General features: G+C 69.9%; 23 protein-coding genes and 1 tRNA gene. 11 read left to right on the top strand and 13 right to left on the bottom strand.

Annotated features, from left to right (window positions below):
• The first annotated feature begins 25 nt into the window (after positions 1–25).
• The 4 genes from AC2SGK_RS06065 to AC2SGK_RS06050 are packed head-to-tail and all read left to right on the top strand — an operon-like array spanning position 26 to position 4,572.
• Positions 26–679, top strand: a complete 654-nt coding sequence (locus tag AC2SGK_RS06065) for an ABC transporter ATP-binding protein (protein WP_411837018.1) — start codon at positions 26–28, stop codon at positions 677–679.
• The gene (locus tag AC2SGK_RS06060; RefSeq protein ID WP_488322692.1) at positions 663–2,432 is read left to right on the top strand and encodes a KpsE/RkpR family capsule polysaccharide export protein; all 1,770 of its coding nucleotides are present in this window, start codon (positions 663–665) and stop codon (positions 2,430–2,432) included. The genes AC2SGK_RS06065 and AC2SGK_RS06060 overlap by 17 nt, the downstream gene beginning before the upstream one ends.
• The gene (gene kdsA / locus AC2SGK_RS06055; RefSeq protein WP_488322691.1) at positions 2,429–3,271 is read left to right on the top strand and encodes a 3-deoxy-8-phosphooctulonate synthase; all 843 of its coding nucleotides are present in this window, start codon (positions 2,429–2,431) and stop codon (positions 3,269–3,271) included. Before AC2SGK_RS06060 ends, kdsA begins: the two co-directional genes overlap by 4 nt.
• Positions 3,268–4,572 (top strand): mechanosensitive ion channel domain-containing protein, encoded by a 1,305-nt coding sequence (locus AC2SGK_RS06050; RefSeq protein ID WP_488322690.1) that lies wholly within the window; start codon positions 3,268–3,270, stop codon positions 4,570–4,572. Before kdsA ends, AC2SGK_RS06050 begins: the two co-directional genes overlap by 4 nt.
• 2 nt (positions 4,573–4,574) lie before the next feature.
• Here the strand turns inward: AC2SGK_RS06050 and AC2SGK_RS06045 are convergent, their stop codons facing one another.
• Positions 4,575–5,750 carry a BaiN/RdsA family NAD(P)/FAD-dependent oxidoreductase gene (locus AC2SGK_RS06045; protein WP_488322689.1) on the bottom strand — a complete coding sequence of 392 codons (1,176 nt, stop codon included), beginning with the start codon at positions 5,748–5,750 and terminating at the stop codon, positions 4,575–4,577.
• 95 nt (positions 5,751–5,845) lie between these two features.
• On the opposite strand from AC2SGK_RS06045, the gene AC2SGK_RS06040 reads away from it, so the two are divergent.
• Positions 5,846–5,920: transfer RNA gene (locus tag AC2SGK_RS06040), tRNA-Gln, on the top strand.
• Between the two features lie 106 nt (positions 5,921–6,026).
• Here AC2SGK_RS06040 and AC2SGK_RS06035 read toward each other — a convergent pair.
• Entirely contained in the window at positions 6,027–6,341 is a 315-nt protein-coding gene (locus AC2SGK_RS06035) for an ArsR/SmtB family transcription factor (protein ID WP_488322688.1), read from the bottom strand.
• A gap of 86 nt (positions 6,342–6,427) precedes the next feature.
• On the opposite strand from AC2SGK_RS06035, the gene AC2SGK_RS06030 reads away from it, so the two are divergent.
• The 3 genes from AC2SGK_RS06030 to AC2SGK_RS06020 are packed head-to-tail and all read left to right on the top strand — an operon-like array spanning position 6,428 to position 8,241.
• Entirely contained in the window at positions 6,428–6,883 is a 456-nt protein-coding gene (locus tag AC2SGK_RS06030) for a YeeE/YedE family protein (RefSeq protein WP_488322687.1), read from the top strand.
• Between the two features lie 3 nt (positions 6,884–6,886).
• A complete protein-coding gene (locus AC2SGK_RS06025; protein ID WP_488322686.1) occupies positions 6,887–7,327 on the top strand; it encodes a DUF6691 family protein in 441 nt (146 codons plus the stop codon).
• Positions 7,324–8,241, top strand: a complete 918-nt coding sequence (locus AC2SGK_RS06020) for an MBL fold metallo-hydrolase (RefSeq protein ID WP_488322685.1) — start codon at positions 7,324–7,326, stop codon at positions 8,239–8,241. Before AC2SGK_RS06025 ends, AC2SGK_RS06020 begins: the two co-directional genes overlap by 4 nt.
• A gap of 6 nt (positions 8,242–8,247) precedes the next feature.
• On the opposite strand, the gene AC2SGK_RS06015 is transcribed toward AC2SGK_RS06020, so the two are convergent.
• Positions 8,248–9,228: a GlxA family transcriptional regulator gene (locus tag AC2SGK_RS06015; protein ID WP_488322684.1), complete on the bottom strand. Its 981-nt coding sequence runs from the start codon at positions 9,226–9,228 to the stop codon at positions 8,248–8,250.
• 150 nt (positions 9,229–9,378) lie between these two features.
• Between AC2SGK_RS06015 and AC2SGK_RS06010 the strand changes: the two genes are divergently transcribed.
• On the top strand, positions 9,379–10,785 hold the full coding sequence (locus AC2SGK_RS06010; RefSeq protein WP_411837043.1) for a class II 3-deoxy-7-phosphoheptulonate synthase: 1,407 nt from the start codon (positions 9,379–9,381) through the stop codon (positions 10,783–10,785).
• 60 nt (positions 10,786–10,845) lie between these two features.
• Here AC2SGK_RS06010 and AC2SGK_RS06005 read toward each other — a convergent pair whose 3' ends face one another.
• The 9 genes from AC2SGK_RS06005 to AC2SGK_RS05965 all read right to left on the bottom strand — a co-directional run bounded on the left by AC2SGK_RS06005 (position 10,846) and on the right by AC2SGK_RS05965 (position 23,050).
• Positions 10,846–14,052, bottom strand: a complete 3,207-nt coding sequence (locus tag AC2SGK_RS06005) for an error-prone DNA polymerase (protein WP_488322683.1) — start codon at positions 14,050–14,052, stop codon at positions 10,846–10,848.
• Complete coding sequence (locus AC2SGK_RS06000) at positions 14,049–15,557, bottom strand: Y-family DNA polymerase (RefSeq protein WP_488322682.1); 1,509 nt, start codon at positions 15,555–15,557, stop codon at positions 14,049–14,051. The genes AC2SGK_RS06005 and AC2SGK_RS06000 overlap by 4 nt, the downstream gene beginning before the upstream one ends.
• Complete coding sequence (locus AC2SGK_RS05995) at positions 15,478–16,221, bottom strand: ImuA family protein (RefSeq protein ID WP_488322681.1); 744 nt, start codon at positions 16,219–16,221, stop codon at positions 15,478–15,480. The genes AC2SGK_RS06000 and AC2SGK_RS05995 overlap by 80 nt, the downstream gene beginning before the upstream one ends.
• Positions 16,222–16,314: 93 nt before the next feature.
• Complete coding sequence (gene ftsY / locus AC2SGK_RS05990; RefSeq protein ID WP_488322680.1) at positions 16,315–17,388, bottom strand: signal recognition particle-docking protein FtsY; 1,074 nt, start codon at positions 17,386–17,388, stop codon at positions 16,315–16,317.
• A gap of 105 nt (positions 17,389–17,493) precedes the next feature.
• On the bottom strand, positions 17,494–19,092 hold the full coding sequence (gene pgi / locus AC2SGK_RS05985; protein ID WP_488322679.1) for a glucose-6-phosphate isomerase: 1,599 nt from the start codon (positions 19,090–19,092) through the stop codon (positions 17,494–17,496).
• A 9-nt stretch (positions 19,093–19,101) separates the two neighbouring features.
• Positions 19,102–19,773 (bottom strand): 6-phosphogluconolactonase, encoded by a 672-nt coding sequence (gene pgl, locus AC2SGK_RS05980; RefSeq protein WP_488322854.1) that lies wholly within the window; start codon positions 19,771–19,773, stop codon positions 19,102–19,104.
• A 2-nt stretch (positions 19,774–19,775) separates the two neighbouring features.
• Positions 19,776–21,221, bottom strand: coding sequence for a glucose-6-phosphate dehydrogenase (zwf, locus tag AC2SGK_RS05975; protein WP_488322678.1), 1,446 nt, complete (start codon positions 21,219–21,221; stop codon positions 19,776–19,778).
• Positions 21,222–21,281: 60 nt separating this feature from the next.
• On the bottom strand, positions 21,282–21,821 hold the full coding sequence (locus AC2SGK_RS05970; protein WP_488322677.1) for an RSP_2648 family PIN domain-containing protein: 540 nt from the start codon (positions 21,819–21,821) through the stop codon (positions 21,282–21,284).
• A complete protein-coding gene (locus AC2SGK_RS05965) occupies positions 21,821–23,050 on the bottom strand; it encodes an RSP_2647 family RNA methyltransferase (RefSeq protein ID WP_488322676.1) in 1,230 nt (409 codons plus the stop codon). Before AC2SGK_RS05965 ends, AC2SGK_RS05970 begins: the two co-directional genes overlap by 1 nt.
• 122 nt (positions 23,051–23,172) lie before the next feature.
• Here AC2SGK_RS05965 and edd point away from each other — a divergent pair, with 122 nt between their 5' ends.
• Positions 23,173–24,975 (top strand): phosphogluconate dehydratase, encoded by a 1,803-nt coding sequence (gene edd, locus AC2SGK_RS05960; RefSeq protein ID WP_488322675.1) that lies wholly within the window; start codon positions 23,173–23,175, stop codon positions 24,973–24,975.
• A gap of 4 nt (positions 24,976–24,979) precedes the next feature.
• Here edd and AC2SGK_RS05955 read toward each other — a convergent pair whose 3' ends face one another.
• Positions 24,980–25,843 carry a LysR family transcriptional regulator gene (locus AC2SGK_RS05955; RefSeq protein ID WP_488322674.1) on the bottom strand — a complete coding sequence of 288 codons (864 nt, stop codon included), beginning with the start codon at positions 25,841–25,843 and terminating at the stop codon, positions 24,980–24,982.
• A 137-nt stretch (positions 25,844–25,980) separates the two neighbouring features.
• Here AC2SGK_RS05955 and AC2SGK_RS05950 point away from each other — a divergent pair, with 137 nt between their 5' ends.
• Positions 25,981–26,223, top strand: coding sequence for a DUF1127 domain-containing protein (locus tag AC2SGK_RS05950; RefSeq protein WP_488322673.1), 243 nt, complete (start codon positions 25,981–25,983; stop codon positions 26,221–26,223).
• Positions 26,224–26,309: the final 86 nt, after the last annotated feature.

Here is a 26,309-nt window from a genome sequence, read left to right as displayed (position 1 = left end):
TCTTTTTATCTGGTATCGCAAGGCCATGCTTGAGTTCGACACGGTTTCCAAGTCCTTCTGGACCGGCAAACAGCACAAGATCATCCTGGACCAGGCCTCGTTCCGGGTCGAGCTGGGCAATTCCCTGGGCATCCTGGCGCCGAACGGCACGGGCAAGACCACGATCATCAACATGATGTGCGGCCTCGAGAAGCCGGACGAGGGCAAGATCCGTCGCGACTGCCGCATCTCGTTTCCGTTGGGCTTCATGGGCGGGCTGATTACCCGCCATACCGGCAACGAGAACGCGCGCTACATCGCGCGGATCTACGGTCTGGACCCGGATTACGTCTCGGCCTTCACGCGCTGGCTCTGCGACATCCACGAATATTTCGACATGCCCGTCGGCACCTATTCCAGCGGGATGCGGCAGCGGTTCAACTTCTCGCTGCTGCTGGCGCTGGACTTCGACATCTACCTGATCGACGAGGGCATGCCCCAGACCACGGATGTCGAATTCAACCGCAAGGCCGGGCGGGTGCTGTTCGACCGGCTGAAGGTCTCGACCACGGTGATCGTGTCGCACCAGCCCAGCACCATTGAAAAGTTCTGCAATCGCGCCGCGATCCTGCGCGACGGCAGATTGTACATGTTCGAGACCCTCGACGAGGCAAAGCAATACTATGACTACACCGCCTAAGGCCCGCCGCTATCACGTGTCGGACGAGGACGCGATCACGCCCGGCACGCCGGCCCCCGCGGCGTCCGGTCCCGTCCGGGTCGAGGTGACGCGGCGCCCCGACGCGCCGCCCCGGCCGGTCGTGCCGGAGCCCGCCCCCGGCGGCCCGGGCCGTGCACGCCCCGACGCGCCCGAGGGCGAGGACGCGGCACTGGAGCGGTTCCTGGCCAGCGGTCCCGTCGATGACGGCTTCGGCGACTTCAGCCTGAACAAGGACAAGCCCGAGCCTGAGCCGAACCCCGACCTGGAGGCCCGCCTGGCCGCCATCCGCGCCGAGAAGCTGAACGAGCGGCAGCTGCGCATCGCGCGCCGTATCGCGGCCCTGCACCAGATCGAGGTGGCCTCGGGCGAGGAGGCCGTCTTGCGGCTGCGCGAACGCGGGATCGACCCGTCCCACCGCAATGCCGTGGGCAGCATCCTGTCGTCCGAGGGCAGCCGCGCGCAGGCCAGCCCCGCGCCGAACGCCCCTGCCCTGCGGCCCGTGCCGGTTCCCTCGATCCTGCCCGACCGTGCGCCCGGCAGCCGCCCCGCCCTGCCCTCGCGCGAGGAGCTGACCGAGGAGAAGCGCGCGGCCGAGATATTCCGCATTCAGCGCGACCTGGCCCGCCGCCGCCGCCGCCGCATGGCGATGCTGGCATTCCGCCTGCTCTTCTTCGTCATCCTGCCGACCGCGCTGGTCGGCTGGTACTATTTCCGCATGGCCTCGCCGCTCTATGCGACGATCTCGCAGTTCCAGATCCAGTCGGCGGAATCGTCATCCTCGGGCGGCGGGCTCGGGGCGATGCTGGGCGGGTCGGGCATGGGCACGAACCAGGATGCGGTCGCGGTCCAGAGCTATCTGACCTCACGCGACGCGATGCTGCGCCTGGACGAAGAGCAGGGCTTCCGGCGCGCCTATCAGGACCCCTCGGTCGACGTCGTCAAGCGCCTGCCGGCGGACGCGACCAACGAGGCGACCTACGGGCTCTACCAGGATTCGATCAAGATCGGCTACGACCCGACCGAGGGCGTGCTGAACATGGAGGTCATCGCCCCCGATCCGCAGCTGAGCCAGCAGTTCTCGCTGGCCCTCATTTCCTATGCCGAGGAGTTGGTCGACCGGCTGACCGCGCGGATGCGCGAGGACCAGATGGAGGGCGCGCGCGAGACCTACGAGGATGCCGAGGCCAAGATGCTGGCCGCCCAGATGCGCGTGCAGGAACTGCAGGAGCGTCTCGGCGTCCTGGACCCGGCGGCCGAGAGCGGCGTCGTGATGAGCCAAGTCGGCGCGCTGGAGGGCCAGCTGACCCAGAAGCAGCTTGAGCTGGGCCAGCTTCTGGCGAACCCGCGCCCGCTGCAGAGCCGCGTCGACGCACTGCGCGGCGACATCCAGCGCCTGCGCGAGCTTGTCGCCGAGACTCGCCTGCAGCTGACCCAGAGCAGCGATTCGCGCAATTCGCTGGCCGCCATCGGCGGAGAGCTGCGCGTGGCCGAGGCCGAGATGCTGACGCGCCAGGAAATGCTGGGCGCGGCCGCCGCCCAGATGGAGGCCGCGCGCATCGAGGCCAACAAGCAGGTGCGCTATCTGTCGCTGTCCATCGCCCCCATTCCGCCGGACGAGGCCACCTATCCCAAGGCGTTCCAGAACACCCTGGTGGCATTCCTTATCTTTTCGGGTATCTATCTGATGCTGTCGCTGACGGCCTCCATCCTACGCGAACAGGTATCGACATGACCACGCCCAAGCACGTTTCCATCGGCCCGATCACCTGCGGCAACGACCTGCCCCTGACGGTGATCGCGGGGCCCTGCCAGCTGGAAAGCCTGGATCACGCCCTGATGATCGCCGAGACCATGGCCGGGGCCTGCGCCGATGCGGGCGCCTCCTTCGTCTTCAAGGCAAGCTACGACAAGGCGAACCGCACCTCGCTGTCGGGTCGGCGGGGCCTGGGCATCGACGAGGGGCTGGCGATCCTGGCCGCGGTGCGCGACCGCTTCGGCTGTCCGGTGCTGACGGACGTGCATGACGCCGAGCAGGCGGTCCGGGCGGCGGAGGTCGTGGACGTGATCCAGATCCCCGCCTTCCTGTGCCGGCAGACCGACCTGCTGCTGACCGCCGGCCGCACGGGCGCGGTGGTGAACATCAAGAAGGGCCAGTTCCTGGCCCCTTGGGACATGCCGAACGTGGCCGAGAAGGTCGCCTCGACCGGCAACGGGAACATCCTGCTGACCGAACGCGGGGCCAGCTTCGGCTATAACACGCTGGTCGCGGACATGCGGTCGCTGCCGATCATGGCGCGCACCGGCTATCCGGTCATCATGGACGCGACCCATTCCGTCCAGCAGCCCGGCGGACAGGGCGGCAGTTCGGGCGGACAGCGCGAATTCGCGCCGGTCATGGCGCGCGCCGCCGTGGCCCTGGGCGTGGCCGGGGTCTTCATCGAGACGCATGAGGCCCCCGACACCGCGCCCTCGGACGGGCCGAACATGATCCCGCTGGACCGGATGCCCGCGCTGGTCGCGTCGCTGATGGCCTTCGACCGGCTGGCAAAGGCCGACCCCCTGCCGGCATGATCCGGGTCCTGCTGCTCCTGCTGGCGCTGGCGGCCCCGGCCGCAGCCCAGGCCCCAGCCGCGGTGCCCCCGCAGGTTCCGAGCGGCGCCATCTCGACCGGGGACGACCGCGCGACCGACCTGGCGATCCTGTCGCGGATCACCGGCATCCTGGCGCAGGTGCCCGAGTTCGACGGCATCCGCGTCCGGGTCGATGCCGGGATCGTCACCCTGTCCGGAGAGGTCGCCGAACAGCAGACGATCGCCCGCGTCGAGGGTCTTCTGGCGCGGGTCGAGGGCGTCGTCGCCATCCAGGATCAGCTGACCCTGTCCACGGATCTGGGCACGCGGCTGGTCTCGGTCCGCGACCGGTTCCAGTCGCGCCTGACCCAGGTGGTCGCGGGCCTGCCCTTCATGGCGCTTGGCCTGGCCGTGGGGGCGCTGATCGTGCTGGCGGGCGGCTGGCTGTCGCGGCGCGAACGGACGCTGGCCAACATCGCGCCGAACCCGTTCATCGCAGGCTTTCTGGCGCAGACCATCCGGCTGACGGCCTGGATCGTGGCGCTGGTGGTGGCGCTGGACCTGATGGGGGCGCGGGCGCTGCTGGGCACGCTGCTGGGGGCGGCGGGCATCTTCGGCCTGTCGCTGTCCTTCGCGGCCCGCGACACGATCGAGGGGTTCGTGGCCACGATGCTGCTGTCGCTGCGCCAGCCCTTCAACCCCAACGACCTGATCGAGGTGAACGGCCTGCGCGGCCGGGTGATCCGCCTGACCAGCCGCGGCACGACGCTGCTGACGCTGGACGGCAACCATATCCGCATCCCGAACCAGATCATCTACAAGGCGGTGCTGACCAACTACACACGCAACCCGGAACGGCGCTTCATGGTCGATCTGACGGTCGATCCCGGCGCTGATCTGGGCCGGGCGCGCGATCTGGTCATCAGGACGCTTGCGGGGATGGACTTCGTGCTGAAGCGGCCCGAACCCGTCGCGTGGCTGGATGCCGACGGGCCCGAGCATGTGGTGATCCGCGCCGGCGGATGGGTGTCCCAGGACGGCACCGATTTCGACCTGGCGCGCGGCGAGGCGTTCCGCCTGCTGCGCCACGCGCTGGACGCCAAGGGCTTCGGCATTCCCGAACCGGTCCACCGCCTGCGGCTGGAACAGCCCGAAAGCGCGGCCGCCACGCGCAGCGCGCCGCAGCGCCCCGCCGACCGCCGCCTGACCGAGCTTGGCCCCGACGCCGCCTTCGAGGAGATGGTGGAACGCGGCCGCGTCGATGACGGCCGCGACCTGCTGAGCCCCGCGACCCCGCGTTGAGATCAGACGGCGCGCCCCGCCGCATCCGCCGAGGCCCAGGCCCACTGGAAGTTGTAGCCGCCCAGCCAGCCCGTGACATCGACGCATTCGCCGATGAAGGCCAGCCCCGGCACCGCCCGCGCCTGCATCGTGCGCGCGTCCAGATCGCGCGTGTCGACCCCGCCCAGGGTGACTTCGGCGGTGCGATAGCCTTCGGTGCCCACGGGCCGCACCTGCCAGCGGTTCACCCGCGCGCCAAGCGCCTCAAGCCGCGGGTTCGGCTGATCGGCCAGGCGCCTGCCCTCCATCCCGGCATCCGCGGCGATGGCTTGTGCCAGCCGTTCGGGCATCATCTGGGCCAGCGCGGTGGCGACCTGGATCTTGCCGCTGCGCCCGCGCGCGGCCTTCAGTTCGGCGGCGATGTCGCGGTCGGGTGCCAGATCGACGGTCAGCGTCTCACCGGGCTGCCAGAAGCTGGAGATCTGAAGGATCACCGGCCCGGAAAGGCCGCGATGCGTGAACAGCATCGCGTCGCGGAAGCGGCCGCCGCCGTGGTCGATGCGCGCCTCGACCGACAGCCCGGCCAGCGGTCGGCACAGCGCGAGGTCCTGCTCGGCGAAGGTCAGTGGCACCAGGGCAGGGCGTGGCTCGACCAGACGCAGCCCGAACTGCCGCGCCAGATCATAGGCCAGCCCCGTCGCCCCGATCTTGGGGATCGACTTGCCGCCCGTCGCCACCACGACGCGGCCGGCGCGGATCGGACCGCCCGACGTGTCGATGCGGAATCCGTCCGCGTCGCACGTCACCGCATCGATTCGCGTCTGCAGCCGCAGCTCCGCACCCGTCATGCGCTCCAGCAGCATGGCGGTGATCTGCGTGGCCTTGCCGTCGCAGAACAGCTGTCCCTGCGTCTTTTCGTGCCAGGCGATCTGCGCCCGATCCACCAGATCGACGAAGGCCTGCGGGCGATAGCGGGCCAGCGCGCTGGCGGCAAAGCGCGGATTGCCCGACAGGAATCGATCCGGCGCCGTCGCCAGATTGGTGAAGTTACACCGCCCGCCGCCCGAGATGCGGATCTTCTCCGCCGGCGTCGCGGCATGATCCAGCACGACGACGCGCCTGCCCTGCGCCAGCGCCGAGCCCGCGCAGAACAGCCCCGCAGCCCCGGCCCCCAGAATGACAAGATCCGCCTGTTCCATGGCGCGTCGATATCGGGGCTTTCGGGCGGAGGCAAGATTTCTGCATTTTACGTCTTGCACCTCTCCGACGGCTTGGGTAATCACCCTCCCACAGTTGGGGCGTGGCCAAGTGGTAAGGCATCGGTTTTTGGTACCGTGTACCGTAGGTTCGAATCCTACCGCCCCAGCCAAAATCATCCAAGACATTGTAAGATAAGCGAATCATAGGCCACCGGCCCGTGGGTCCGGAGACTGTCTGGCATCGCGGATGGCCCTGTTTCGCATCCCTCTGCCCAGTCAGAGGTCCTTGCAGAACGCGTCGTAGAGCGCGATCATGATCACCTGCACGTCGGGATCGTCGATCCGGTAGTGGATCGTCTGGCTTTCGCGGCGCGTCGCGACCATGCCTGCCTCGCGCAGCTTCGACAGATGCTGGCTCAGGGCCGACTGGCCGAGGCCCACGGCCTGCTGCAAGGCGCCGACGGACCGTTCGCCCTTGGCCAGTTCGCACAGGATCAGCAGACGCTTGGCATTCGCCAGAAGCGACAGGCGCGCCGCGACGTGGTCCGCACGCGCCTGGAGGGCAAGGGACGCATCGGAGTCGATCTGCATTACATCAGCATTTACTTATTTAGTAATCACTAATATTATCGCACATGCAGCGGCCACGGCAAGCGCCCTGTGATCGGAGGCATCGGATGGACATGCAGGTCGCGACGGATTTCACGCCTTGGAGCGCGCTTGGCGGCGGCGTTCTGATCGGGCTCAGCGCGGTGATGGTCATGGCCCTCTTCGGCCGGATCGCGGGCATCGCCGGGATCACGCAGGGGGCACTCGGCGCGCTGGTGCCGATGGCCGGGGCGGCGACGGATCGCGACTGGAGGTGGGCCTTCATTGCGGGGCTCCTGGCGGCGCCGGTGGCGGTCCTGCTGATCGGCGGCGCGGTCTCGCAGAGCGTGCCGCAGAACCTGCCGGCGATGGCGCTCTCTGGGCTGCTGGTCGGGATCGGCACGGCGCTTGGTTCGGGCTGCACCTCGGGGCACGGGGTCTGCGGGCTGGCGCGTCTGTCGCGGCGGTCGCTTGCGGCGGTGGCGACCTTCATGGCCGCGGGCTTTGCCACCGTCTTTGTTTTGCGCCACGTCATCGGAGGCTGATCCATGCGCATCATCGCGGGCTTTTTCAGCGGTCTGGTCTTCGGTCTGGGCCTGATCGTGTCGGGCATGGCCGATCCGGCCAAGGTGCTGAACTTTCTGGACATCGCCGGGCGGTGGGATCCCAGCCTGGCCTTCGTCATGGGTGGTGCGACGGTGACCGCCTTTCTGGGCTACCGCCTGGTGTGGCGGCGTCCGGCGCCCCTGATCGGGGACCGTTTCGACGTTCCGTCGGGGCGGCAGATCGACCGTCCGCTGCTGACCGGCGCCGCGCTGTTCGGGATTGGATGGGGCATCGGAGGCTTCTGTCCGGGGCCGGCGCTGACGGCGCTGCCGCTGCTGGCGCCCGGGACGCTGGTCTTTGTTCCGACGATGCTGACGGGGCTGTGGATCGGGGCCCGGATGAAGCGCGCCGCCACGACCCGTCCCGCGGGGGCATCCTCATGACGCGCATCATCCGCCATTCGCCCTCCACCGGTCCGGGCAGCCCGGATGTCTGGGGTCTCTACGAGCCCGATACGGGGTCGGTGCAATATGTCTGCGCCGATCCGGCGACCCGACGGGCCGCGCTGATCGACGTGGTCTGGAACCTGGACGTGCAGCACTACCGCCTGACGACGGAAAGCGTCGATCAGGTCCTGGACCTGGTCCGGCGCGAGGGGCTGACGGTGGAATGGGTGCTGGACACCCATCCGCATGCCGATCACGTCATGGCCTCGGCGCTGCTGCGCGAGCGGACGGGGGCGCCCAACGCCATCGGCGCGCGTGTTCCCGAGATCGCCGAAATCTGGGGCCAGCTCTATAACCTGCCCCATGCCTTCGATCCGGCACGCGCCTTTGACCGGCTGTTCGCGGAGGGAGAGACCTTCCGCATCGGCACGCTGGAGGTGCGGGTGATGCTGTCGCCGGGCCATACGCTCGGCTCGATCACCTTCGTCTGCGGGGATGCGGCCTTCGTGCACGACACGCTGATGCAGCCCGATGTCGGCACCGCGCGGGCCGATTTTCCCGGTGGCGATGCCGAGGCCCTGTGGGAGTCGATCCAGGCGATCCTGGCGCTGCCGCCGCAGACGCGTCTGTTCGTGGGTCACGACTATGGTGCCAAGGGCCGCGACGGTCCGGCATGGGAGGCCACGGTCGCCCGCCACCGGGCCGAGAACCGCCATGTCCGCGACGGCACCGCGCGCGCGGACTGGATCGCGCTGCGCCAGGCGCGCGACGCGACGCTGCCCCTACCCGACCGCATCCTGGCCGCGTTGCAGATCAACCTGCGCGGCGGACGCCTGCCCGAGCCGGAGGATGACGGGCATCGCTATCTGAAGATCCCGGTGAACCGCTTCGACGCCCCGCGGGCGGACTGACGCGCCTCAGTCCGCGCGCGGAGCGGTGGTGCCGCGTTCGCGATAGGGCGTGCTGCCATATTGCGCCCGGTAACATTTGGAGAAATGCGACGGGCTGGAGAAGCCCGAGGCCAGCGCGATCTCGATGATCGACATCTCGGTCTGCATCAGCAGGTTGCGCGCCCGCGACAGGCGGGTCTCCATGTAGTAGCGCTTTGGGCTGCGGTTCAGGTAGCGGCGGAACAGCCGCTCCAGCTGGCGGGTGGACATGCCCGCATCCAGGGCCAGCTGGGCGGGGCTGATCGGGTCCTCCAGATTGGCCTCCATCCGCGCGATGACGGCGGCCAGGCGCGGATGGCGCACGCCGATCCGCATGGGGATCGACAGGCGCTGGCTGTCCTGGCCGGTGCGGATCGCGGTGTGCAGCATCTGGTCGGCCACGTCGGCGGCCAGCGCGTCGCCATGCGCCAGCGCGATCAGGTGCAGCATCAGGTCGATGGAGCTGGTGCCGCCCGCCGCCGTCAGCCGGTTGCCGTCATGCACGAAGACCGACCGGAACAGGTCCACCTCGGGAAAGGCCTCGGCCAGCCCGTCGTGGTTCTCCCAGTGGATGGTGGCGCGGCGGCCGTCCAGCAGCCCGGCGTCGGCCAGGACCCAGGTGCCGGTGCAGACCGCCCCCATCGCCGCGCCGCCCCGCGCCTGCCTGCGCAGCCAGGCCAGCACCGGGCGGGTGGCCTCGCGCGCGATCTCGGTGCCGCCGCAGACGATCACGACCTCGTCGCGACCGGGCGGCGGAGCCTCGGGGTCGAGGCCCCCGTCCAGCATCACCCGCGTGCCGTTCGAGCAGGTGGCGACCTCGCCCCCCGGCCCAACCAGCCGCCAGTCGAACAGCGCCTGCCCCGAGGCCCGGTTGGCCAGGCGCAGAGGCTCGATCGCGGCCGCGAAGGGCAGCATGGTGAAGCGGTCCAGCAGGAGAAAGGTGAAGCGGCGCGGTTTGTCGGCTGGCATGGGGCGATCTTTGCGAGCGGGTTGCGCCCGGCACCCAAACAGCCTTTTGACGCCGCGGCAAGGGGGCTTTCCGGCGGGCGGCGGCAGACCCTTTCCCTGCCGCCTGTTAGCGTTTATACCGACGCCACATTTTTCCAAGGAGCGCAGGACATGACGCAGCAGATCCGCAAGACCGCCACCCAGACCTGGGACAAGGCCGGCTGGCGCGCCTATCCGCGCGTCCAGATGCCCGACTATACCGACGCGGCCGCCCTGGAGGCGGTGGAGTCGCAGCTGCGCCGCTATCCGCCGCTGGTCTTTGCCGGAGAGGCGCGCCGCCTGCGCGCCCAGTTGGCCGATGCCGCCGCGGGCCGGGCCTTCCTGCTGCAGGGCGGTGACTGCGCCGAAAGTTTCAGCGAATTTAGCGCCGACAACCTGCGCGACACCTTCAAGGTGCTGCTGCAGATGGCCGTGGTGCTGACCTGGGGCGCGCAGATGCCCGTCATCAAGGTCGGCCGCATGGCGGGCCAGTTCGCCAAGCCCCGCAGCGCGCCGACCGAGGTCATCGGCGGGGTCGAGCTGCCCAGCTATCGCGGCGACATCATCAACGGCTTCGACTTCACCCCCGAGGCGCGCATTCCCGACCCGCAGCGGATGCTGGCGGCCTATACGCAGGCGGCCGCGTCGCTGAACCTGCTGCGCGCCTTCTCGACCGGCGGGTTCGCGGACATGCACCGCGTGCAGAGCTGGATTGCCGATTTCGTGGGCGGTGCCGAGGCCGCGCGCTATCGCGACATCGCGGGCCGGATCAGCGACGCGATGGCCTTCATGCAGGCGGCGGGCGTCAATTCCGACACCGCGCATCAGCTGTCCAAGGTCGATTTCTACACCAGCCACGAGGCGCTGCTGCTGGAATACGAGGAGGCCCTGGCCCGCATCGACAGCACCACGGGCCTGCCGGTGGCGGGATCGGGCCACATGATCTGGATCGGCGACCGCACGCGCCAGCCCGACGGCGCGCATGTCGAGTTCTGCCGCGGTGTGCAGAACCCGATCGGCCTGAAATGCGGCCCCAGCACCACGGCGGACGACCTGAAGGTGCTGATGGAGAAGCTGAACCCCGAGAACGAGGCGGGCCGCCTGACGCTGATCGCGCGCTTCGGCGCGGGCAAGGTGGGCGACCACCTGCCCCGCCTGATCCGCGCGGTGCAGGAGGAGGGCGCGAACGTCGTCTGGTCCTGCGACCCGATGCACGGCAACGTCATCAAGTCGTCGACCGGCTACAAGACGCGGGCCTTCGATTCGATCCTGCGCGAGGTCCGCGAGTTCTTCGCCGTCCACAAGGCCGAGGGCACGATCCCCGGCGGCGTGCATTTCGAGATGACCGGCAAGGACGTGACCGAATGCACCGGCGGCGTGCGTGCCGTCACCGACGAGGATCTGTCGGACCGCTATCACACCGCCTGCGATCCGCGCCTGAACGCCAGCCAGTCGCTGGAGCTGGCCTTCCTGGTGGCCGAGGAGCTGCGCGCCCGCCGCGAGGCCGCGGCCCCGCAGCGCAACGCCGCCGCCGGCTAAGGCGGCCATCGACCCAATGCATGGGGGCCGTCCGCAGGGGCGGCCCCTTTCGCATGCGCCTCAGCGGAAGTTGCGGCCGGTCACGGTGATGCCGGGTCCGGGCAGGTCGCGGATCAGGATGTCGCGGGGTCGCGGGGTCTTGGCGCGCGGATCGGGCGGCGGGGCGCCGCGGTGGAATTCGTCGCCGCGCCCGTGGGGCAGCGGAAAGGCGCCCTGCCGGCCGACGCCTGCCAGCAGGTCCGACAGGTCGGTCAGGCGGTGGGCGACCAGATGGACCACCTCTCCGGAGCGCTGGACGCGGCCCTCGACCCCGATCATGCCCGCGCCCAGGACGATGCGGCGATGCCGGTCGAAGACCTTGGGCCACAGCACCAGATTGGCGATGCCGGTCTCGTCCTCCAGGGTGATGAACATCACCCCCTTGGCCGAACCGGGCCGCTGACGCACCAGAACCAGCCCCGCCACCTGCATCCAGCGACGGTCGGCGCCCGCCATCGCCTCGGCGCAGGGGCGGATGCCGCGCCGGGCCAAGCCTTCGCGCAGGAAGGACAGCGGGTGGCGGCGCAGCGTCAGGCCGGTATGGGCGTAATCCTCGACCACCTCGCGGCCGGCGGGCATGGGGGTCAGGCGGACGGCGGGTTCACCCGCAGGCTGGGCCGCGAACAGCGGCAGGTCCGGCTGATGGCCACGGATCGCCCAGATCGCTTCGCGCCGCGTCAGCGCGAAGGCCGGGCGAAAGCCATCGGCCTCGGCGATGCGGGTCAGGGCGGCGGCGGGCACGCCGGCGCTGCGGCACAGATCCTCCGCCGTGGCGGCCGGGCGGGCGGCGATGATCGCGCGGGCATGGATTTCCGCCAGCCCCTTGACCATGCGCAGGCCAAGGCGCACGGCATGGCCCTGCCCCGCCCGCTCCAGCGTGCAGTCCCAGTCCGAGCGGGCGATGCAGACCGGGCGGATCTCGACCCCGTGGTCGCGCGCGTCGCGCACGATCTGGGCGGGGGCATAGAAGCCCATCGGCTGGCTGTTCAGCAGCGCCGCGCAGAACACGTCGGGGTGCCAGCATTTCAGCCAGGCCGAGGCATAGGCGATCAGCGCAAAGCTGGCCGCGTGGCTTTCGGGAAAGCCGTAGCTGCCGAAGCCCTCCAGCTGACGGAAGATCTGTTCCGCGAAGGCCGCCTCATAGCCGTTGGCGACCATGCCATCCACCACGCGGTCGCGAAAGGCCGAGACGCCGCCCGTCAGCTTGAAGGTCGCCATCGACTTGCGCAGCAGGTCCGCCTGACCTGGCGTGAAGCCCGCACAGTCGATGGCAACGCGCATGGCCTGTTCCTGAAACAGCGGCACGCCATAGGTCCGGCCCAGCACCCGTTCCAGTTCGGGCTTGGGATAGACCACCGTCTCCTGCCGCGCGCGGCGGCGCAGATAGGGATGGACCATGTCGCCCTGGATCGGGCCGGGGCGGACGATGGCGACCTGGATGGTCAGATCCTCGAGGCTGCGCGGCCTGAGGCGCGGCAGCATCGACATCTGGGCGCGGCTCTCGATCTGGAAGGTGCCCAGGGTGTCGGCGCGGCAGATCATGTCGAAGGTCGGCGTATCATCGGACGGGATCGAGGCCAGGTCCATCGACAGTCCCTTATGCGCGCGCAGCAGGCGAAGGCAGCGCGCGATGCAGGTCAGCATCCCCAAGGCGAGCACGTCCAGCTTCATGAAGCGCAGCGTGTCGATGTCGTCCTTGTCCCATTCGATGATCTGGCGGTCCTGCATGGCGGCGGGCTCGATGGGCACCAGCCCGTCCAGCCGGTCGCGGGTCAGCACGAAGCCGCCGGGATGCTGGGACAGGTGGCGCGGCGTGCCGCGCAGCTGGGCCGCCAGGTCCAGCGTCAGGCGCAGGCGACGGTCGGCCGGGTTCAGGTTCAGCGCGCGGAGCAGGCTGTCCGGCACACCCTCCTCGGACCAGGCCCAGACCTGGCCCGAGATGGTGCGGATCACGTCCTCGGGCAGGCCCAGGGCCTTGCCCACGTCGCGCAGCGCGCCCTTGGTGCGATAGCGGATGACGACCGCCGTCAGCGCGGCCCGGTCACGCCCATAGGTGCGGTAGATCCACTGGATCACCTCCTCGCGCCGCTCATGCTCGAAATCGACGTCGATGTCGGGGGGTTCGTGGCGATTCTCGCTGATGAACCGCTCGAACAGCAGGGTGCCGCCCTGAGGGTCGATGGCGGTGATGCCCAGGACATAGCAGACGGCGGAATTGGCTGCCGACCCGCGGCCCTGGCACAGGATGCCCTGGTCGCGCGCATGGCGCACGATGTTGTTCACCGTCAGGAAATAGGGCGCGTATTTCAAATGCGCGATCAGGCCCAGCTCATGGCGCAGCGTTTCGGCGACCTGGGGCGGGACGCCCTGCGGATAGCGTTCGGCCGCCCCCTGCCAGGTCAGCGCCTCCAGCGTCTGCTGCGGGCTGATGCTGGGGTCCGGGCGTTCCTCAGGATACTGGTATTCCAGATCGTCCAGCGTGAAACGGCAGCGGTCGGCGATCTCGGCGCTGCGGGCCAGGGCGTCGGGATGGCGGGCGAACAGGCGCGCCATCTCGGCCGGGGGCTTCAGGTGCCGGTCGGCATGGCGTTCGCGGCGCAGGCCCAGGGCGTCGACGGTGGTGTTCAGGCGGATCGCGGTCACCACGTCCTGAAGGATGCGGCGGTCGGGATGGTGATAGAGGACGTCGTTGGTGACGACCGTGGCCACCCCCGCCCGCGCGCCCAGCGCGGACAGCTGATGCAGGCGCAGCGCATCGTTCGGGCGCCGCCGCAGCGTCAGCGCCAGAGAGGCACGCTCGCCGAAGACGGTGCGCATCCGGCGCAGGCGCAGTGCGCATTCCTCATCGGCCATGTCGGGCAGCAGCACGGCCATCAACCCGTCGGCATGATCGGCCAGATCGGCCCAGTCCAGATGGCACGCCCCCTTGCCGGCCCGCGCCTTGCCCAAGGACAGCAGGCGGCAGAGCCCGCCATAGCCCGCGCGGTCGATGGGATAGACCAGCACCGACATGCCGCAGCGCAGGTCCAGACGGCAGCCGACGATCAGCCGGACGCCGGTCTCCTTCGCGGCCTCATGCGCACGCACGATTCCGGCCAGGCTGTTGCGGTCGGTGACCGCCAGCGCCCGCATCCCCATCGCTGCGGCCGTCGCGAACAGCTCCTGCGCGGAGGACGCGCCGCGCAGGAACGAGAAATTCGTGGTCACCTGGAGTTCGACAGGGCTCATCCGAAGACCCCGTGCAGGAACCAGCGATGCGAGCCGGTGGCCGTGTCCTCTCCGTCGCCTTGGCGGAAGATCCACAGGCGGCGGCCGTCCTGGTCCTCGATGCGGAAATAGTCGCGCACGGCGCGCATCTCGGCGTCGCGCTTCCACCATTCGCCGAAGATGCGCTCCGGCCCGTCGGCATGGCGGACCCGGTGGCGGGTGCCGCGCCAGACGATCCAGTGCGGCGGCTGGTCGGGCAGCAGGGCCAGGGTGGTGATCGGTTCGGGCCGGGGCAGCAGGCGCGCCGGGCGGGGCCAGTGGTCCGGCCAGGAGGCGGTGACCGCCGAGAGCGGCGCCACCCGCGCGACCGAGCGTTCGGGCACGTCGCTGGCCACCGGGGCCAGCCGGAAGACGCCCCGCGCGCCGACGCGGTTCGTCAGGCTGTCGATGAGCCCGGCGATGTCGGGCGCGGCGGGTTCCAGCAGGCCGCCCACCTGGCGCGGCATCAGCGGTTCGGCCAGGGTGGCGGTCAGGGACATGATCTCGATCCCGAAACCGGGGTCGATGGTGGCGATGCGGTCCGACAGCAGCCGCGTCAGCCGCGCCGGGTCGCGCTGCGGGGCGGCCAGGCCCACGCGCACGGGCTGGGCGTGGCTGTCCACCCGCCAGCAGATCAGGTCCAGCCGCCGCGCGCCCAGGGACCGCGCCTCCAGCTGACGGCAGAGGTCGCGGGTCAGCCGGTCGATCTGGCGGGCGATGGTCTCGGCCGCGGCGATGGGTTCGGCAAAGACGCGCCGCGCGGTCACCAGATCGGCCGGGCGCAGCGGGTCGATGGGTTCGGCCGCCGCGCCCAGGGCCTGATCCAGGCGGCGGATGACCTGGGGGCCGAAGCGGCGGGTCAGCGGCGCGCGCGGCATCGCGGCCAGCTCTCCGATGCTGGCCACGCCCAGATCGCGCAGGCCGGACAGCGCCGCGTCGGGCAGGCGCAGCGCCTGAAGCGGCAGCGGCGCCAGCGCGGCCGCCGCACCGCCCGGCGGCACGATGGCGGGGCTGTCCCCGTGCCGCGCCATGGCATGGGCCGCGCCCCAGCTGTCGGCCATGGCCAGCCGCGCGGTCACGCCCGACAGGGTCAGCCGGCCCAGGATCGCGTCCAGCATCGCGGCCTCTCCGCCATGCAGGTGGTTGGTGCCGGTGGCGTCGATGACGATCCCGTCGGGCGGATCGACCGCCACGATGGGCGCGAACCGCTGCATCAGCCACAGGGCCAGCCGCTCCAGCCCGGCCAGATCGGCGGCGGGATCGGCGGGCTGGACGCGCAGGTCCGGCACCATCGCCTGCGCCTTGGCGACCGGCATGCCGGGCCGCAGGCCAAGCGCCATCGCGCCGTCGCAGGCGGCGGTCACCAGGCGGCGGCTGCCCACGCGCCCGGACAGGATCAGCGGCGCGTCAGCCGAAGGCGTGTCGTCCTGCCGCCGCAGCCGGTCGATCGGCCACATCGGCAGGCAGACCGAGATGACCCGTGCCATCGCAAGCCTCCAGTTCCAGATCGAAGGATTCGCCGCCCCGCACCCGCAGCAGTTCCACCCGCCAGCGCGCCCGGCCAAGGCCCGGCACCGGCAGCGGCGCGGACCCGCGTTCGGATATGCGCCAGCGCGTCATCGAGGCCGTGGGCTGGCCGAAATCGGCCGCCTCGGCCTGCTGACGCCAGCGGCGCAGCGCGATGCCGGTGGTGCCGCTGCCCTTGGCGGCCAGGTGCAGGCGGCGCGAGGCGGTCATGGACAGCCGCCCGATCTCGGCCACGACGGCGGAGAGGCCGCCGTGGCGCAGCCCCTCCTCCATGCAGGCCAGGACGGCGGTCTCGTCCCCAGCCTCGACATGGATCACCCGTTCGGGCGGCAGGCCGGCCTGGGCCAGACCCGGCGCAAAGAGGTCCGCCCGGACCACGCACCACAGGACCTGACCCGGCAGACGCGCGGCGATGCCCGCGGCAAAGCAGGCCGCCGCCGCGCCGTCCACCGCCCCCTCGGCCCCGCCCGCGACCTCGTGCAGGCAGCCCAGGGACAGCCCCCCCTGCGGCAGGCGGCGGTCCAGGTCGGGGATGCCGAAGGGCAGCACCTCATGCCCCTGCCCCTCGCCCTCCAGATGGGCGATGCGCGATCTCAGCGTGGACAGGGTGGCGGCAGACGGCATGGGATGAACCGGGATGGGATTCTCAGTTCATGTTTTGTTCTTATCGGCGACGGAGTCAACCTCCGTTCCGCCCGGCGTCGTGCGGAGCGGAGGTCAGGCGGTGCCGCCGTCCAGCCCGACCAGGGCGCGGGCAAAGTCGTCGGCATCGAAGGCGTCCAGATCGTCGATCTGCTCGCCCACCCCGATCGCGTGGATGGGCAGGCCGAACCGGTCGGCCAGCGCGACCAGCACGCCGCCCCGCGCCGTGCCGTCCAGCTTGGTCATCACCAGACCCGAGATGTCGGCCAGCTTGCGGAAGGTCTCGACCTGGCTCAGCGCGTTCTGGCCGGTCGTGGCGTCCAGCACCAACAGGGTGTTGTGGGGCGCCTCGGGGTCCTTCTTGCGGATCACGCGGACGATCTTGGCCAGCTCCTCCATCAGGTCCTGGCGGTTCTGCAGGCGGCCGGCGGTGTCGATCATCAGCAGGTCCGCGCCCTCGGCCTCGGCCCGCGCCATCGCGTCCCAGGCCAGGCTGGCCGGGTCGCTGCCCTGCGGCGCGACCATCACCGGCACGCCCGCCCGCTGACCCCAGACCTGCAGCTGCTCGACCGCCGCCGCGCGGAACGTGTCGCCTGCGGCGATCACGACCGACTTGCCCGCGGCACGGAACTGGCTGGCCAGCTTGCCGATGGTGGTGGTCTTGCCCGCGCCGTTCACGCCCACGACCAGCACCACCTGCGGCTTTTTCGGATAGATCGGCAGCGGGCGCGCGACCGGGGCCATGATGCGGCCGATCTCGGTCGCCAGAAGCTCCTTCAGCTCGCGCGAGGAGACGCGCCGGCCCATCCGCCCTTCGGCGATGTTGGCGGTGACGCGCAGCGCGGTGTCCACGCCCAGATCGGCCTGGACCAGCATGTCCTCCAGCTCCTCCAGCATGTCGTCGTCCAACGCGCGCCGGGGTTCCTCGGGCTGCGCCGCGCCGCGACCGAACAGGCGGCCGACCAGACCCGGCTGGACGGGTTGCGGATGGGGGGTGGCGACGGGGGCGGGCAGTTCGGCCGCGGGGGCCGGTGCCTGGGGCGCGGGTGCCGCGGCCTCGGGGGCGTCCGCCACGATGTCGTCCAGGCCCGAGCCGATCTTGGTCGACGACCGCGTCAGCCGTTCGCGCAGTTTCGAGAAGAATGCCATGATCAGACCTTTCCGTGCTGGCGCGGACCCTACAATCTTGCGCCGCCAAGGAAAAGCCGCCCCGGACGGCCGGAGCGGCTTTCCTGTCGTGCCGGGCGGGGGCGGTCAGCCGCGCATGTCGCGGATCAGCGCCGCCAGCGCCTCGGTCGAGGGATCGTGGCCGGGGGCGGCTTCGCCCTTCAGCAGCGGCTCGACCTTGAGGGCCAGTTCCTTGCCCAGCTCGACGCCCCATTGGTCATAGCTGTTGATGCCCAGGATCACGCCCTCCACGAACACCCGGTGTTCATACAGCGCCACGATCTGGCCCAAGGCGAAGGGCGTCAGCTGCTCCATCAGCAGCGTGGTCGACGGGCGGTTGCCGGGGAAAACGCGGTGGCGGGCCTGACGGTCCAGCTCGGCCCCCTCCAGGCCCTTGGCGGCCATCAGGGCGCGCGCCTCGTCCAGGGTGCGGCCGCGCATCAGCGCCTCGGACTGCGCCAGACAGTTCGCGGCCAGCAGGATGTGGTGATGCGCCAGGTCCGGCTCATGCCCGCGCGCGGCCAGGATGAACTCGCACGGCACCGGCATCGTGCCTTGGTGGATCAGCTGATAGAAGGCGTGCTGGCCGTTGGTGCCGGGTTCGCCCCAGACCACCGGGCCCGAGACGATCTCCAGGTCGCTTCCGTCCATCGCCACGCGCTTGCCGTTCGATTCCATCTCCAGCTGCTGCAGATAGGCGGGCAGGCGCATCAGGCGGTTGTCATAGGGCAGCACCGCGCGGGTCGGATAGCCGCAGATCTGGTGGTGCCAGATGCCGGTCAGGGCCAGCATCACGGGCAGGTTCCGCGCGGGCTCCACCGTGCGGAAATGCGCGTCCATCGCGGCGCCGCCGGCCAGGAACTGATCGAACGCTTCCGGCCCCACGGCCAGCATCAGGGACAGCCCGATCGGCCCCCAGACCGAATAGCGCCCGCCGACCCAGTCCTCGAAGCCGAAGACGCGGTCCTCGGCGATGCCGAAATCGGCGGCCTTGGCGGCGGCGGTGGACAGGGCCACGAACTGCGCGCCCGGATCGGCGACCGAGGCCGCCATCCAGTCGCGGGCGGTCTGGGCGTTGGTCATCGTCTCGATGGTGGTGAAGGTCTTGGAGGCCACGATCACCAGCGTCGTGGCCGGGTCCAGCCCCTTGAGCGTGTCGGCGATGTCGGCCCCGTCCACGTTGCTGACGAAATGCGTGCGCGGCCCGTCGTGCCAAGGCGCCAGCGCCAGCACCGCCATGGCCGGACCAAGGTCGGACCCGCCGATGCCGATGTTCACCACATCGGTGATGCGCCCGCCCTGCCCCGCAAAGCCGCCGTCGCGGACCTGGCGCGCGAAGTCCGACATCCAGGCATGGGTGTCGCGCACCGCGGGCATCACGTCCTGTCCGTCGACGATCACGCTGCTCGAGAGGTTGCGCAGCGCGGTGTGCAGGACGGCGCGGCCTTCGGTCTCGTTGATCCTCTCGCCCGCGAACATCGCGTCGCGGCGGGCGGCAACAGGGGCCGCCAGCTCCAGCAGCAGATCGCGGGCGCGCGCGTCGATCATCGTCTTGGAATAGTCGAAGGTCAGCCCGTCCGCCTGCACCCGGTAGTCGGTGGCGCGTTGGGCGTCGAACAGCGCCTCGATCCGGGCCTGTCCTTGGGCCTTGCGGTGATCCTTGAGGCGGTTCCAGATTGCGGTCATGTCAGTTCCTCATTCGGCCCAATGGACGGTGGCCTGGTCAAGAAAGGCGCGGATCGGGGCGTCCATCGGGTCCGATTTCTGCGCGCGCTCCAGCGCCTCGCGCTTTTCGGGGCCCATGATCAGGACATGGATGTTCAGCGCATCGGCCAGCACGGGCCGCGTCAGGGTGATGCGCGGCTCCTCCGCACCCTCGGCGCGGATCGCCATGACGGGGGCGGCGTCGGGGGCCATCGCGGCCTCCAGATGGTCGGCGCCGGGGAACAGGCTGGCCGTGTGCATGTCGTTGCCCATGCCCAAGAGAACCACCGTCAGCGGCAGATGCGGTGCCAGCCGCTCGGCCAGCCCGTCGGTCGCCAGATCGGGCGAGGCGTCGCCGGTATAGAGGTCGATGTAATCCGCCGCCGCCGCCTTGTCCTTCAGCAGATGCCGCCGCAGCAGGCGCGAGTTCGACCGCTTGTGCTCGCCATCCACCCACCGCTCGTCGCCCAGGACGACGGTGACGCGGGACCAGTCCAGATCGGCCCCCGACAGCGTCTCGAAGACCGGCGCCGGAGAGGTTCCACCCGGCACGCAGAGCGTCGCCCGGTCATGGCCGCGCAGATGCTGGGCCAGCTGCGAGGCGATGCGGTCCGCGACGGACAAGGCCAGCATCTCGCGGTCGGGATAGTCCTTGAAATCCATGCTCATGCCCTGATCTCCCTCCAGCGACGGTTGTCGCGATGCATCAGGCGCAACGCCTCCTCGGGGCCCGAGGATCCGCTGTCATAGGGCTCCGGGCGCCGCTTGCCCTCCTCCCAGGACTTGATGATCGGGTCGGTCCAGGCCCAGGCCGCCTCGACCTCGTCGCCGCGCATGAACAGCGTCTGGTTGCCGCGCATCACGTCCATGATCAGGCGTTCATAGGCGTCGGGCATGTCCGCGCCCTCGGCCCCCAGGGCGTCGGCAAAGGACATGTCCAGCGGCACCTGCACCAGGCGCATGCCGCCCGGCCCCGGCTCCTTGATCATCACCTTGAGGTTCATGCCCTCGTTCGGCTGCAGGCGGATGACCAGCTCGTTGGCCTTGGGATGGCCGCTGTCGTCGAAGATCGAATGCGGCGGCTCCTTGAAGACGATGGCGATCTCGCTGGTCCGCGCGCGCAGCTTCTTGCCGGTGCGCAGGTAGAAGGGCGTGCCCTGCCAGCGCCAGTTGGAGATGCGCACCTTCATCGCGACATAGCTCTCGGTGCGCGAATCGGGGTCCTCGGCATCGGTCAGATAGTCGCTGCCCTCGCCCTGATACTGGCCGCGGACGATGTCGTTGGGCTCCAGCGGCTCCAGCGCGCGGATCACCTTCAGCTTCTCGTCGCGCACGGCATCGGGGTCGAAGTGATAGGGCGGCTCCATCGCGATCAGGCACAGAAGCTGCATCATGTGGTTCTGGACCATGTCCCGGATCGCGCCGGACTTGTCGTAATAGCTGCCGCGCCCGGCCACGCCCACGGTCTCGGCCACGGTGATCTGGACGTGGTCCACGTATTGCGCGTTCCACAGCGGCTCGAACAGGATGTTGGCAAAGCGCACCGCCATCAGGTTCTGGACGGTCTCCTTGCCCAGATAATGGTCGATCCGGTAGATCTGCTGTTCGTTGAAATGCTGCGCCAGCGTGGCGTTCAGCGCGCGGGCCGAGGCCAGGTCGCGGCCGAAGGGCTTTTCGACGACGATGCGGCTGTCCTCATCGGCGATGCCGTGGCCCGCCAGACGCTCTGCGATGTCGCCGAACAGCGCCGGCGCGACCGAGAAATAGAAGGCATGGACCGCGCCCTTGCGCATCCGGTCCTTCAGCGCCTGCCAGCCGCCCTCGCCCTTGGCGTCGATGGGGACATAGCCCAGCAGGCCCAGGAACTCGGTCAGCTGCGGATCGTCCCGCTTGGCGCCTGCGAATTCGCAGATGGCCTTGGAGGCCTCGGCGCGGAAAGCGTCGTCGTCCTGGTCGGTGCGCGCGGCGCCGATGATCTGGCTGGTGGCCGGGAACTGTCCCGCCTTGAAGCGCCGGTAGAGACCGGGCAGGATCTTGCGATGGGCCAGATCGCCCGTGGCGCCAAAGATCACGAGGTCGAAGTCATCGACCGGAATGACACGAGAGACCATGCTGTCCTCCTGTTGGGTGGCGTCCGCCTTATCCCTTGTTAGCGATAACAGCAATGCCGTTCAACCTTTCACTGCACGCGCCAGCCGCGGAAGGCGACAGCGTTTCAGCATCTCGTCCATGCTCATGGCACCGCCCGCCGCCTCCGCACGGTCGCGGGCGGCCCGCAAAGCGGACAGGACCGCGGGCCGGTCGCGCGCCAGTAGATCCAGCAAAAACGCATCGGGGTGGATGGCGCGCAGGCCCAGCCCGGCCATCATCCGCTGCGGGAAGTCGCGCAGGTTGGCGGTGACGATCAGGGACGCGCCCCCGGCCAGCGCGGCCTCGACCACATGGCGGTCGGCGGGGTCCGGAAAGTCCAAGTCGATCGCCGCCTGCCCGTCATCGGCCTGCGCGGCCTGCGGAAAGCGCAGGCGCAGCAGCGCGATCTGGGCCCCCGCGACGCTTTCGGCATCGGGACCGACGCGGGCAGCGGCGCGGCGCCATTCCTCCAGGATGCGGTCCGACCACAGCGCGTCGTAAAGCCCCGCCTGCGGCAGATCGGTCAGGATCTCGCGCAGGATGGTGGGGAACAGCACATTGGCGTCCAGGACGGCGCGCATCAGTCCAGCCGGAAGAACAGCGCCTTGAGATAGCCCGTCTCGGCCAGCTGCGGCAGGGTCGGATGGTCGGGACCGGCCTGACCGGTATGGATCAGCACCCCGCGCCGCCCGCCGCGCCCGATGCCGCGCGCGCTGACATTGCGGAAGGCGGTCAGGTCGGCCGCGTGCGAGCAGCTGCACAGCACCAGATAGCCCCCCGGCGCGACCAGCGGCGCGGCCATCTTGGCCACCCGCTCATAGGCGCGCAGGCCCTTTTCCAGCGCGGGCTTCGACGGTGCGAAGGCCGGCGGGTCGCAGACCACCACGTCGAAGGTCCGGCCCTGTTCCGCCAGCGCCTCCAGCGCGTCGAAGGCATCCGACTGCTGCGTCTCAAGCCGGTCCGCGGCGCCCATGGCCACCGCCCCGCCCCGCGCCAGCTCCAGCGCGGGCGCGCTGCCGTCGATGCAGAGCGCGCTGTCGGCCCCCGCCGCCAGCGCCGCCAGGCCGAAACCGCCCACATGGCTGAACACGTCCAGGACCGATCCGCCATCCACCAGCCGCTGCGCAAAGGCGTGGTTCGGGCGCTGGTCGAAGAACAGACCCGTCTTCTGCCCGCCCAGCAGGTCGGCCAGATAGGTCGCGCCGTTCATGCGCACCTGGACCGGACCGGCGGGGGCCGCGCCACGGATGACCTCCAGCCGCTCGGCCAGACCTTCCAGGCCGCGCGACCGGCCCTGCCCGTTCAGGACGACCGTGGAGACGCCCGCGACCGCGATCAGCGCATCGGCAATGTCCTCGGCCATGCCGTCGGCCCAGGCCGCGTTGGGCTGGATCACGGCCGCATCGCCGAAGCGGTCGATGACCAGGCCCGGCAGGCCGTCGGCCTCGGCATGGACCAGGCGATAGAAGGGCTCGTCATAGATCCGCTCGCGCATCTGCAGGGCGCGGGTCAGGCGCGCGCGCAGCCAGGCGCCGTCGATCACCGCATCCGGGTCGCTGTCCATCACGCGGGCGATGATCTTGCTGATCGGGTTCACGGTCACCAGGGCCAGCGGCTGACGCTCGGCATCCTCCAGCACCGCGAGGCCGCCGGGGGGCAGCGCCCTGGTGCGGCGGTCCAAGACCGCCTCATCGGCAAAGACCCAGGGGAAGCCGTGGCGGATCGCCTGCGGCTTGGATTTCGGGCGCAGCCGGATCACGGCGCGATCGTTGGGATGGGTGACCGGCTGGTCGTCCTGCAGTTCGCTCACGGCAAAACTCCTTTTGCGGTCGATCTGACATTTCCCACCCCCGCGCACAAGGCTGGCCACCGCCGACGGTTGCCCCGTTATCGCTAACGGCGTATAGTGCCGCAAAGCCAGAGGAGGCCCCCATGACCCTTCACGCCATGATCGACCGCGTCACCGACCGCATCCGCGAACGCTCTCATGACAGCCGCAGCGCCTATCTGGCCAAGATCGCGCGCGCGGCGCAGGACGGCCCGGCCCGTGCGCACCTGTCCTGCGGCAACCAGGCCCATGCCTATGCCGCGATGGAGGACAAGGTCGACATGGCGACGACGCGAAAGCCCAATATCGGGACCGTGACGGCCTATAACGACATGCTGTCGGCGCATCAGCCCTTCGAACGCTATCCCGACGTGATCCGGGCCGCGGGCCGCGCGGCGGGGGCCACGGTGCAGGTCGCGGGCGGCGTGCCCGCCATGTGCGACGGGGTGACGCAAGGCCGCCCGGGGATGGAGCTGTCGCTCTTCTCGCGCGATGTGATCGCGCTGGCCGCCGGGGTGGCGCTGTCGCATGACTGCTTTGATTCGGCGCTTTATCTGGGGGTCTGCGACAAGATCGTGCCGGGGCTGATCATCGCGGCCGCAACCTTTGGGCACATCCCGGCGGTCTTCGTGCCCGCCGGTCCGATGCCCTCGGGCCTGCCCAATGACGAGAAATCCAAGGTCCGCCAGCAATTCGCCACCGGCGAGGTCGGCCGCGACGCGCTGATGGCGGCCGAGATGGCCAGCTATCATTCGGCGGGCACTTGCACCTTCTACGGCACCGCGAACACCAACCAGATGCTGATGGAGTTCATGGGCCTGCACCTGCCCGGCTCAAGCTTCGTGAACCCGAACACGCCCCTGCGCGAGGCGCTGACCGTGGCCGCCGTCCAGCGCGCGGCACAGATCACCAATCTAGGCAACGAATACACCCCCGCCGGTCAGGTGCTGGACGAACGCGCCTTCGTGAACGGCATCGTGGGCCTGATGGCCACGGGCGGATCCACGAACCTGGTCCTGCACCTGCCCGCCATGGCGCGGGCGGCGGGCGTGCTGATCGACCTGCAGGACTTCCACGACCTGTCCGAGACCGTGCCGCTGATGGCGCGCGTCTATCCCAACGGTCTGGCGGACGTGAACCATTTCCACGCGGCCGGGGGCCTGGGCTACATGATCGGGCAACTGCTGGAGGCGGGCCTGCTGCATGCGGATGTCAAGACGATCACGGGGTCGGGGCTGGACGGCTATGTTCGCGAGCCCAAGCTGGACGGCGAGGCGATCCGGTGGGAGGACGGCGCGCGCAGCACGCTGAACGACCGCATCCTGCGCCCCGCCCGCGATCCCTTCGCGCCGACGGGCGGGCTGAAGCAGCTGCAGGGCAATCTGGGCCGCGGCGTCATCAAGATCAGCGCCGTCGCCCCCGAACGCCACCTGATCGAGGCGCGCGCCCGCGTCTTCAGCGATCAGGATGCGGTCAAGACCGCCTTCCGCAATGGAGAGTTCACCGAGGATACGATCGTGGTCGTCCGGTTCCAGGGACCGCGCGCCAATGGCATGCCGGAACTGCATTCGCTGACGCCCACCTTGGCGGTGCTGCAGGACCGGGGGCTGAAGGTCGCGCTGGTCACCGACGGGCGCATGTCGGGCGCGTCGGGCAAGGTGCCCGCGGCGATCCACGTCTCGCCCGAGGCGGCCATGGGCGGGCCCTTGGCCAGGCTGCGCGACGGCGACATGGTGCGGCTGGATGCGGCGAACGGCACGCTGGAATGCCTGGAGGCCGATTTCGACAGCCGCGAGGCCGCCGTCTTCGACCCCAAGGACAGCCACGAGGGCCTGGGACGCGAGTTGTTCGCGGCCTTCCGCGCCAATGCGGGGCCCGCGACCGAAGGCGCGGGCGTGGTGGTCTGATCCGTCAGGCGGCGGCGGCGACCTCGCAGACGACGCGGCGCAGGTAGCCCGCGAAATCCGAGGCCGTCCGCCGCGCCGGACCGTCCGCCACATATACGTTCAGCCAGGTCGGCGGGAGCGGCGGCAGCGCGCCGCCATGTTCGATATCCTCCAGCCCCGCCTGCGGAATGCCGCGGGGGCGCACCGTCACGCCCAGATCGGCGGCGGCCAGGATGTGCCAGTTCTCGTCCCCGCCCTCGCCGGCCGGATGGGTCCAGGCGATCCCGGCCGCGTCCAGCGCCGCGATGGCCGCCGGGTAATAGGCGCAATGCGACGAGGTCGCCAGCGCCAGCGGCCGGTCCTGCCACGCGGCACCCCCGACGGCCCCCACCCAGGCCAGATCGACCTTGGCCAGATGGATCGCGCCGGGCGGGGTCTCGAATTCGGTGGTCAGGATGATGTCATGCTCGCCCCGGCGCATCTGCGCGCGCAGGTCCTTGGTGCGGGCGTCGCGCATGAACAGCTCGATGCGCGGAAAGTCGGTGCGGAACGCGCGCACCGTCTGCGCCACCTTGGCGAACAGCCAGTCACTGCTGAGCCCGACGCGCAGCTTCTGTTCCGGCTGAAGCCCGGTGAAGCGCGACAGGATGGCGTCGTTCAGCGCCACCAGCTTGCGGCTCTCGCCCAGCAGGTCCTGCGCGAAATCCGACAGGATCACGCCCCGCCCGGCCTTGGCCAGCATCGGGCGGCCGAACACCTCCTCCAGGCGCTTCATCTGCATCGACAGCGCACTCTGCGTCATGTTCAGCGCCTCGGCCGCGCGGGTCACCGCCCCGTATTCGGCCACCGCCTGCAGCGATCGCAACGTGCCGACATCCAGATTGCGCATCGTCCAGTTTCCCTGATGAGTCGCATCAAAACCATTCGTTTCACAAATACCGCGCCCGCCCCTATTCATCAACATGAAAGATGACACGACCGCCATTCATCTATCATGTTGATGATAAAGATCACGGAGCCTGAACCATGTCGCCCAAGACCGCCCTGCTGAACGTCGTGACCGGTCACGGAATTCTGCCCCGCCCGTGGTGGCTGGAGCGGGCGCTGACCATGTGCGACGTCCGCCGCACCCGCATCGACCTGTCGCGCCTGACGGACGACCAGCTGCACGACATCGGCCTGACCCGCGACGAGGTCATGGCCGAGATGGCCCGCCCCCTGTGGGACGTGCCCGCGCATTGGCGCCGGACGGGCGAAGCGCGGCCCTAGTACTACAGTTGCATTTGCCTTGCGTTTCTGGTTCATCTTTCTCTGGGATTGGGAGGGATTGTCATGTCTGTTGCGGATTGGTCGGG

The sequence above is a fragment of the Paracoccus sp. NIOT.M2S5SZ12 genome (assembly GCF_057748165.1).
Note: the sequence above shows the minus strand (reverse complement) of the source record. Positions and strands in the feature narration are given on the sequence as shown.

Coding starts and splice junctions, on each gene's coding strand:
- AC2SGK_RS05995 (WP_488322681.1), bottom strand. CDS start 16,221: ATGCCGTCTGCCGCCACCCTGTCCACGCTGAGATCGCGCATCGCCCAT.
- pgi (WP_488322679.1), bottom strand. CDS start 19,092: ATGACCGCAATCTGGAACCGCCTCAAGGATCACCGCAAGGCCCAAGGA.
- AC2SGK_RS06000 (WP_488322682.1), bottom strand. CDS start 15,557: ATGGCACGGGTCATCTCGGTCTGCCTGCCGATGTGGCCGATCGACCGG.
- AC2SGK_RS05955 (WP_488322674.1), bottom strand. CDS start 25,843: ATGCGCAATCTGGATGTCGGCACGTTGCGATCGCTGCAGGCGGTGGCC.
- edd (WP_488322675.1), top strand. CDS start 23,173: ATGACCCTTCACGCCATGATCGACCGCGTCACCGACCGCATCCGCGAA.
- AC2SGK_RS06025 (WP_488322686.1), top strand. CDS start 6,887: ATGCGCATCATCGCGGGCTTTTTCAGCGGTCTGGTCTTCGGTCTGGGC.
- AC2SGK_RS06015 (WP_488322684.1), bottom strand. CDS start 9,228: ATGCCAGCCGACAAACCGCGCCGCTTCACCTTTCTCCTGCTGGACCGC.
- AC2SGK_RS06010 (WP_411837043.1), top strand. CDS start 9,379: ATGACGCAGCAGATCCGCAAGACCGCCACCCAGACCTGGGACAAGGCC.
- ftsY (WP_488322680.1), bottom strand. CDS start 17,388: ATGGCATTCTTCTCGAAACTGCGCGAACGGCTGACGCGGTCGTCGACC.
- pgl (WP_488322854.1), bottom strand. CDS start 19,773: ATGGATTTCAAGGACTATCCCGACCGCGAGATGCTGGCCTTGTCCGTC.
- AC2SGK_RS06005 (WP_488322683.1), bottom strand. CDS start 14,052: ATGAGCCCTGTCGAACTCCAGGTGACCACGAATTTCTCGTTCCTGCGC.
- AC2SGK_RS06035 (WP_488322688.1), bottom strand. CDS start 6,341: ATGCAGATCGACTCCGATGCGTCCCTTGCCCTCCAGGCGCGTGCGGAC.
- AC2SGK_RS06065 (WP_411837018.1), top strand. CDS start 26: ATGCTTGAGTTCGACACGGTTTCCAAGTCCTTCTGGACCGGCAAACAG.
- AC2SGK_RS05970 (WP_488322677.1), bottom strand. CDS start 21,821: ATGCGCGCCGTCCTGGACGCCAATGTGCTGTTCCCCACCATCCTGCGC.
- AC2SGK_RS06030 (WP_488322687.1), top strand. CDS start 6,428: ATGGACATGCAGGTCGCGACGGATTTCACGCCTTGGAGCGCGCTTGGC.
- AC2SGK_RS06050 (WP_488322690.1), top strand. CDS start 3,268: ATGATCCGGGTCCTGCTGCTCCTGCTGGCGCTGGCGGCCCCGGCCGCA.
- AC2SGK_RS06045 (WP_488322689.1), bottom strand. CDS start 5,750: ATGGAACAGGCGGATCTTGTCATTCTGGGGGCCGGGGCTGCGGGGCTG.
- zwf (WP_488322678.1), bottom strand. CDS start 21,221: ATGGTCTCTCGTGTCATTCCGGTCGATGACTTCGACCTCGTGATCTTT.
- AC2SGK_RS06020 (WP_488322685.1), top strand. CDS start 7,324: ATGACGCGCATCATCCGCCATTCGCCCTCCACCGGTCCGGGCAGCCCG.
- AC2SGK_RS06060 (WP_488322692.1), top strand. CDS start 663: ATGACTACACCGCCTAAGGCCCGCCGCTATCACGTGTCGGACGAGGAC.
- kdsA (WP_488322691.1), top strand. CDS start 2,429: ATGACCACGCCCAAGCACGTTTCCATCGGCCCGATCACCTGCGGCAAC.
- AC2SGK_RS05950 (WP_488322673.1), top strand. CDS start 25,981: ATGTCGCCCAAGACCGCCCTGCTGAACGTCGTGACCGGTCACGGAATT.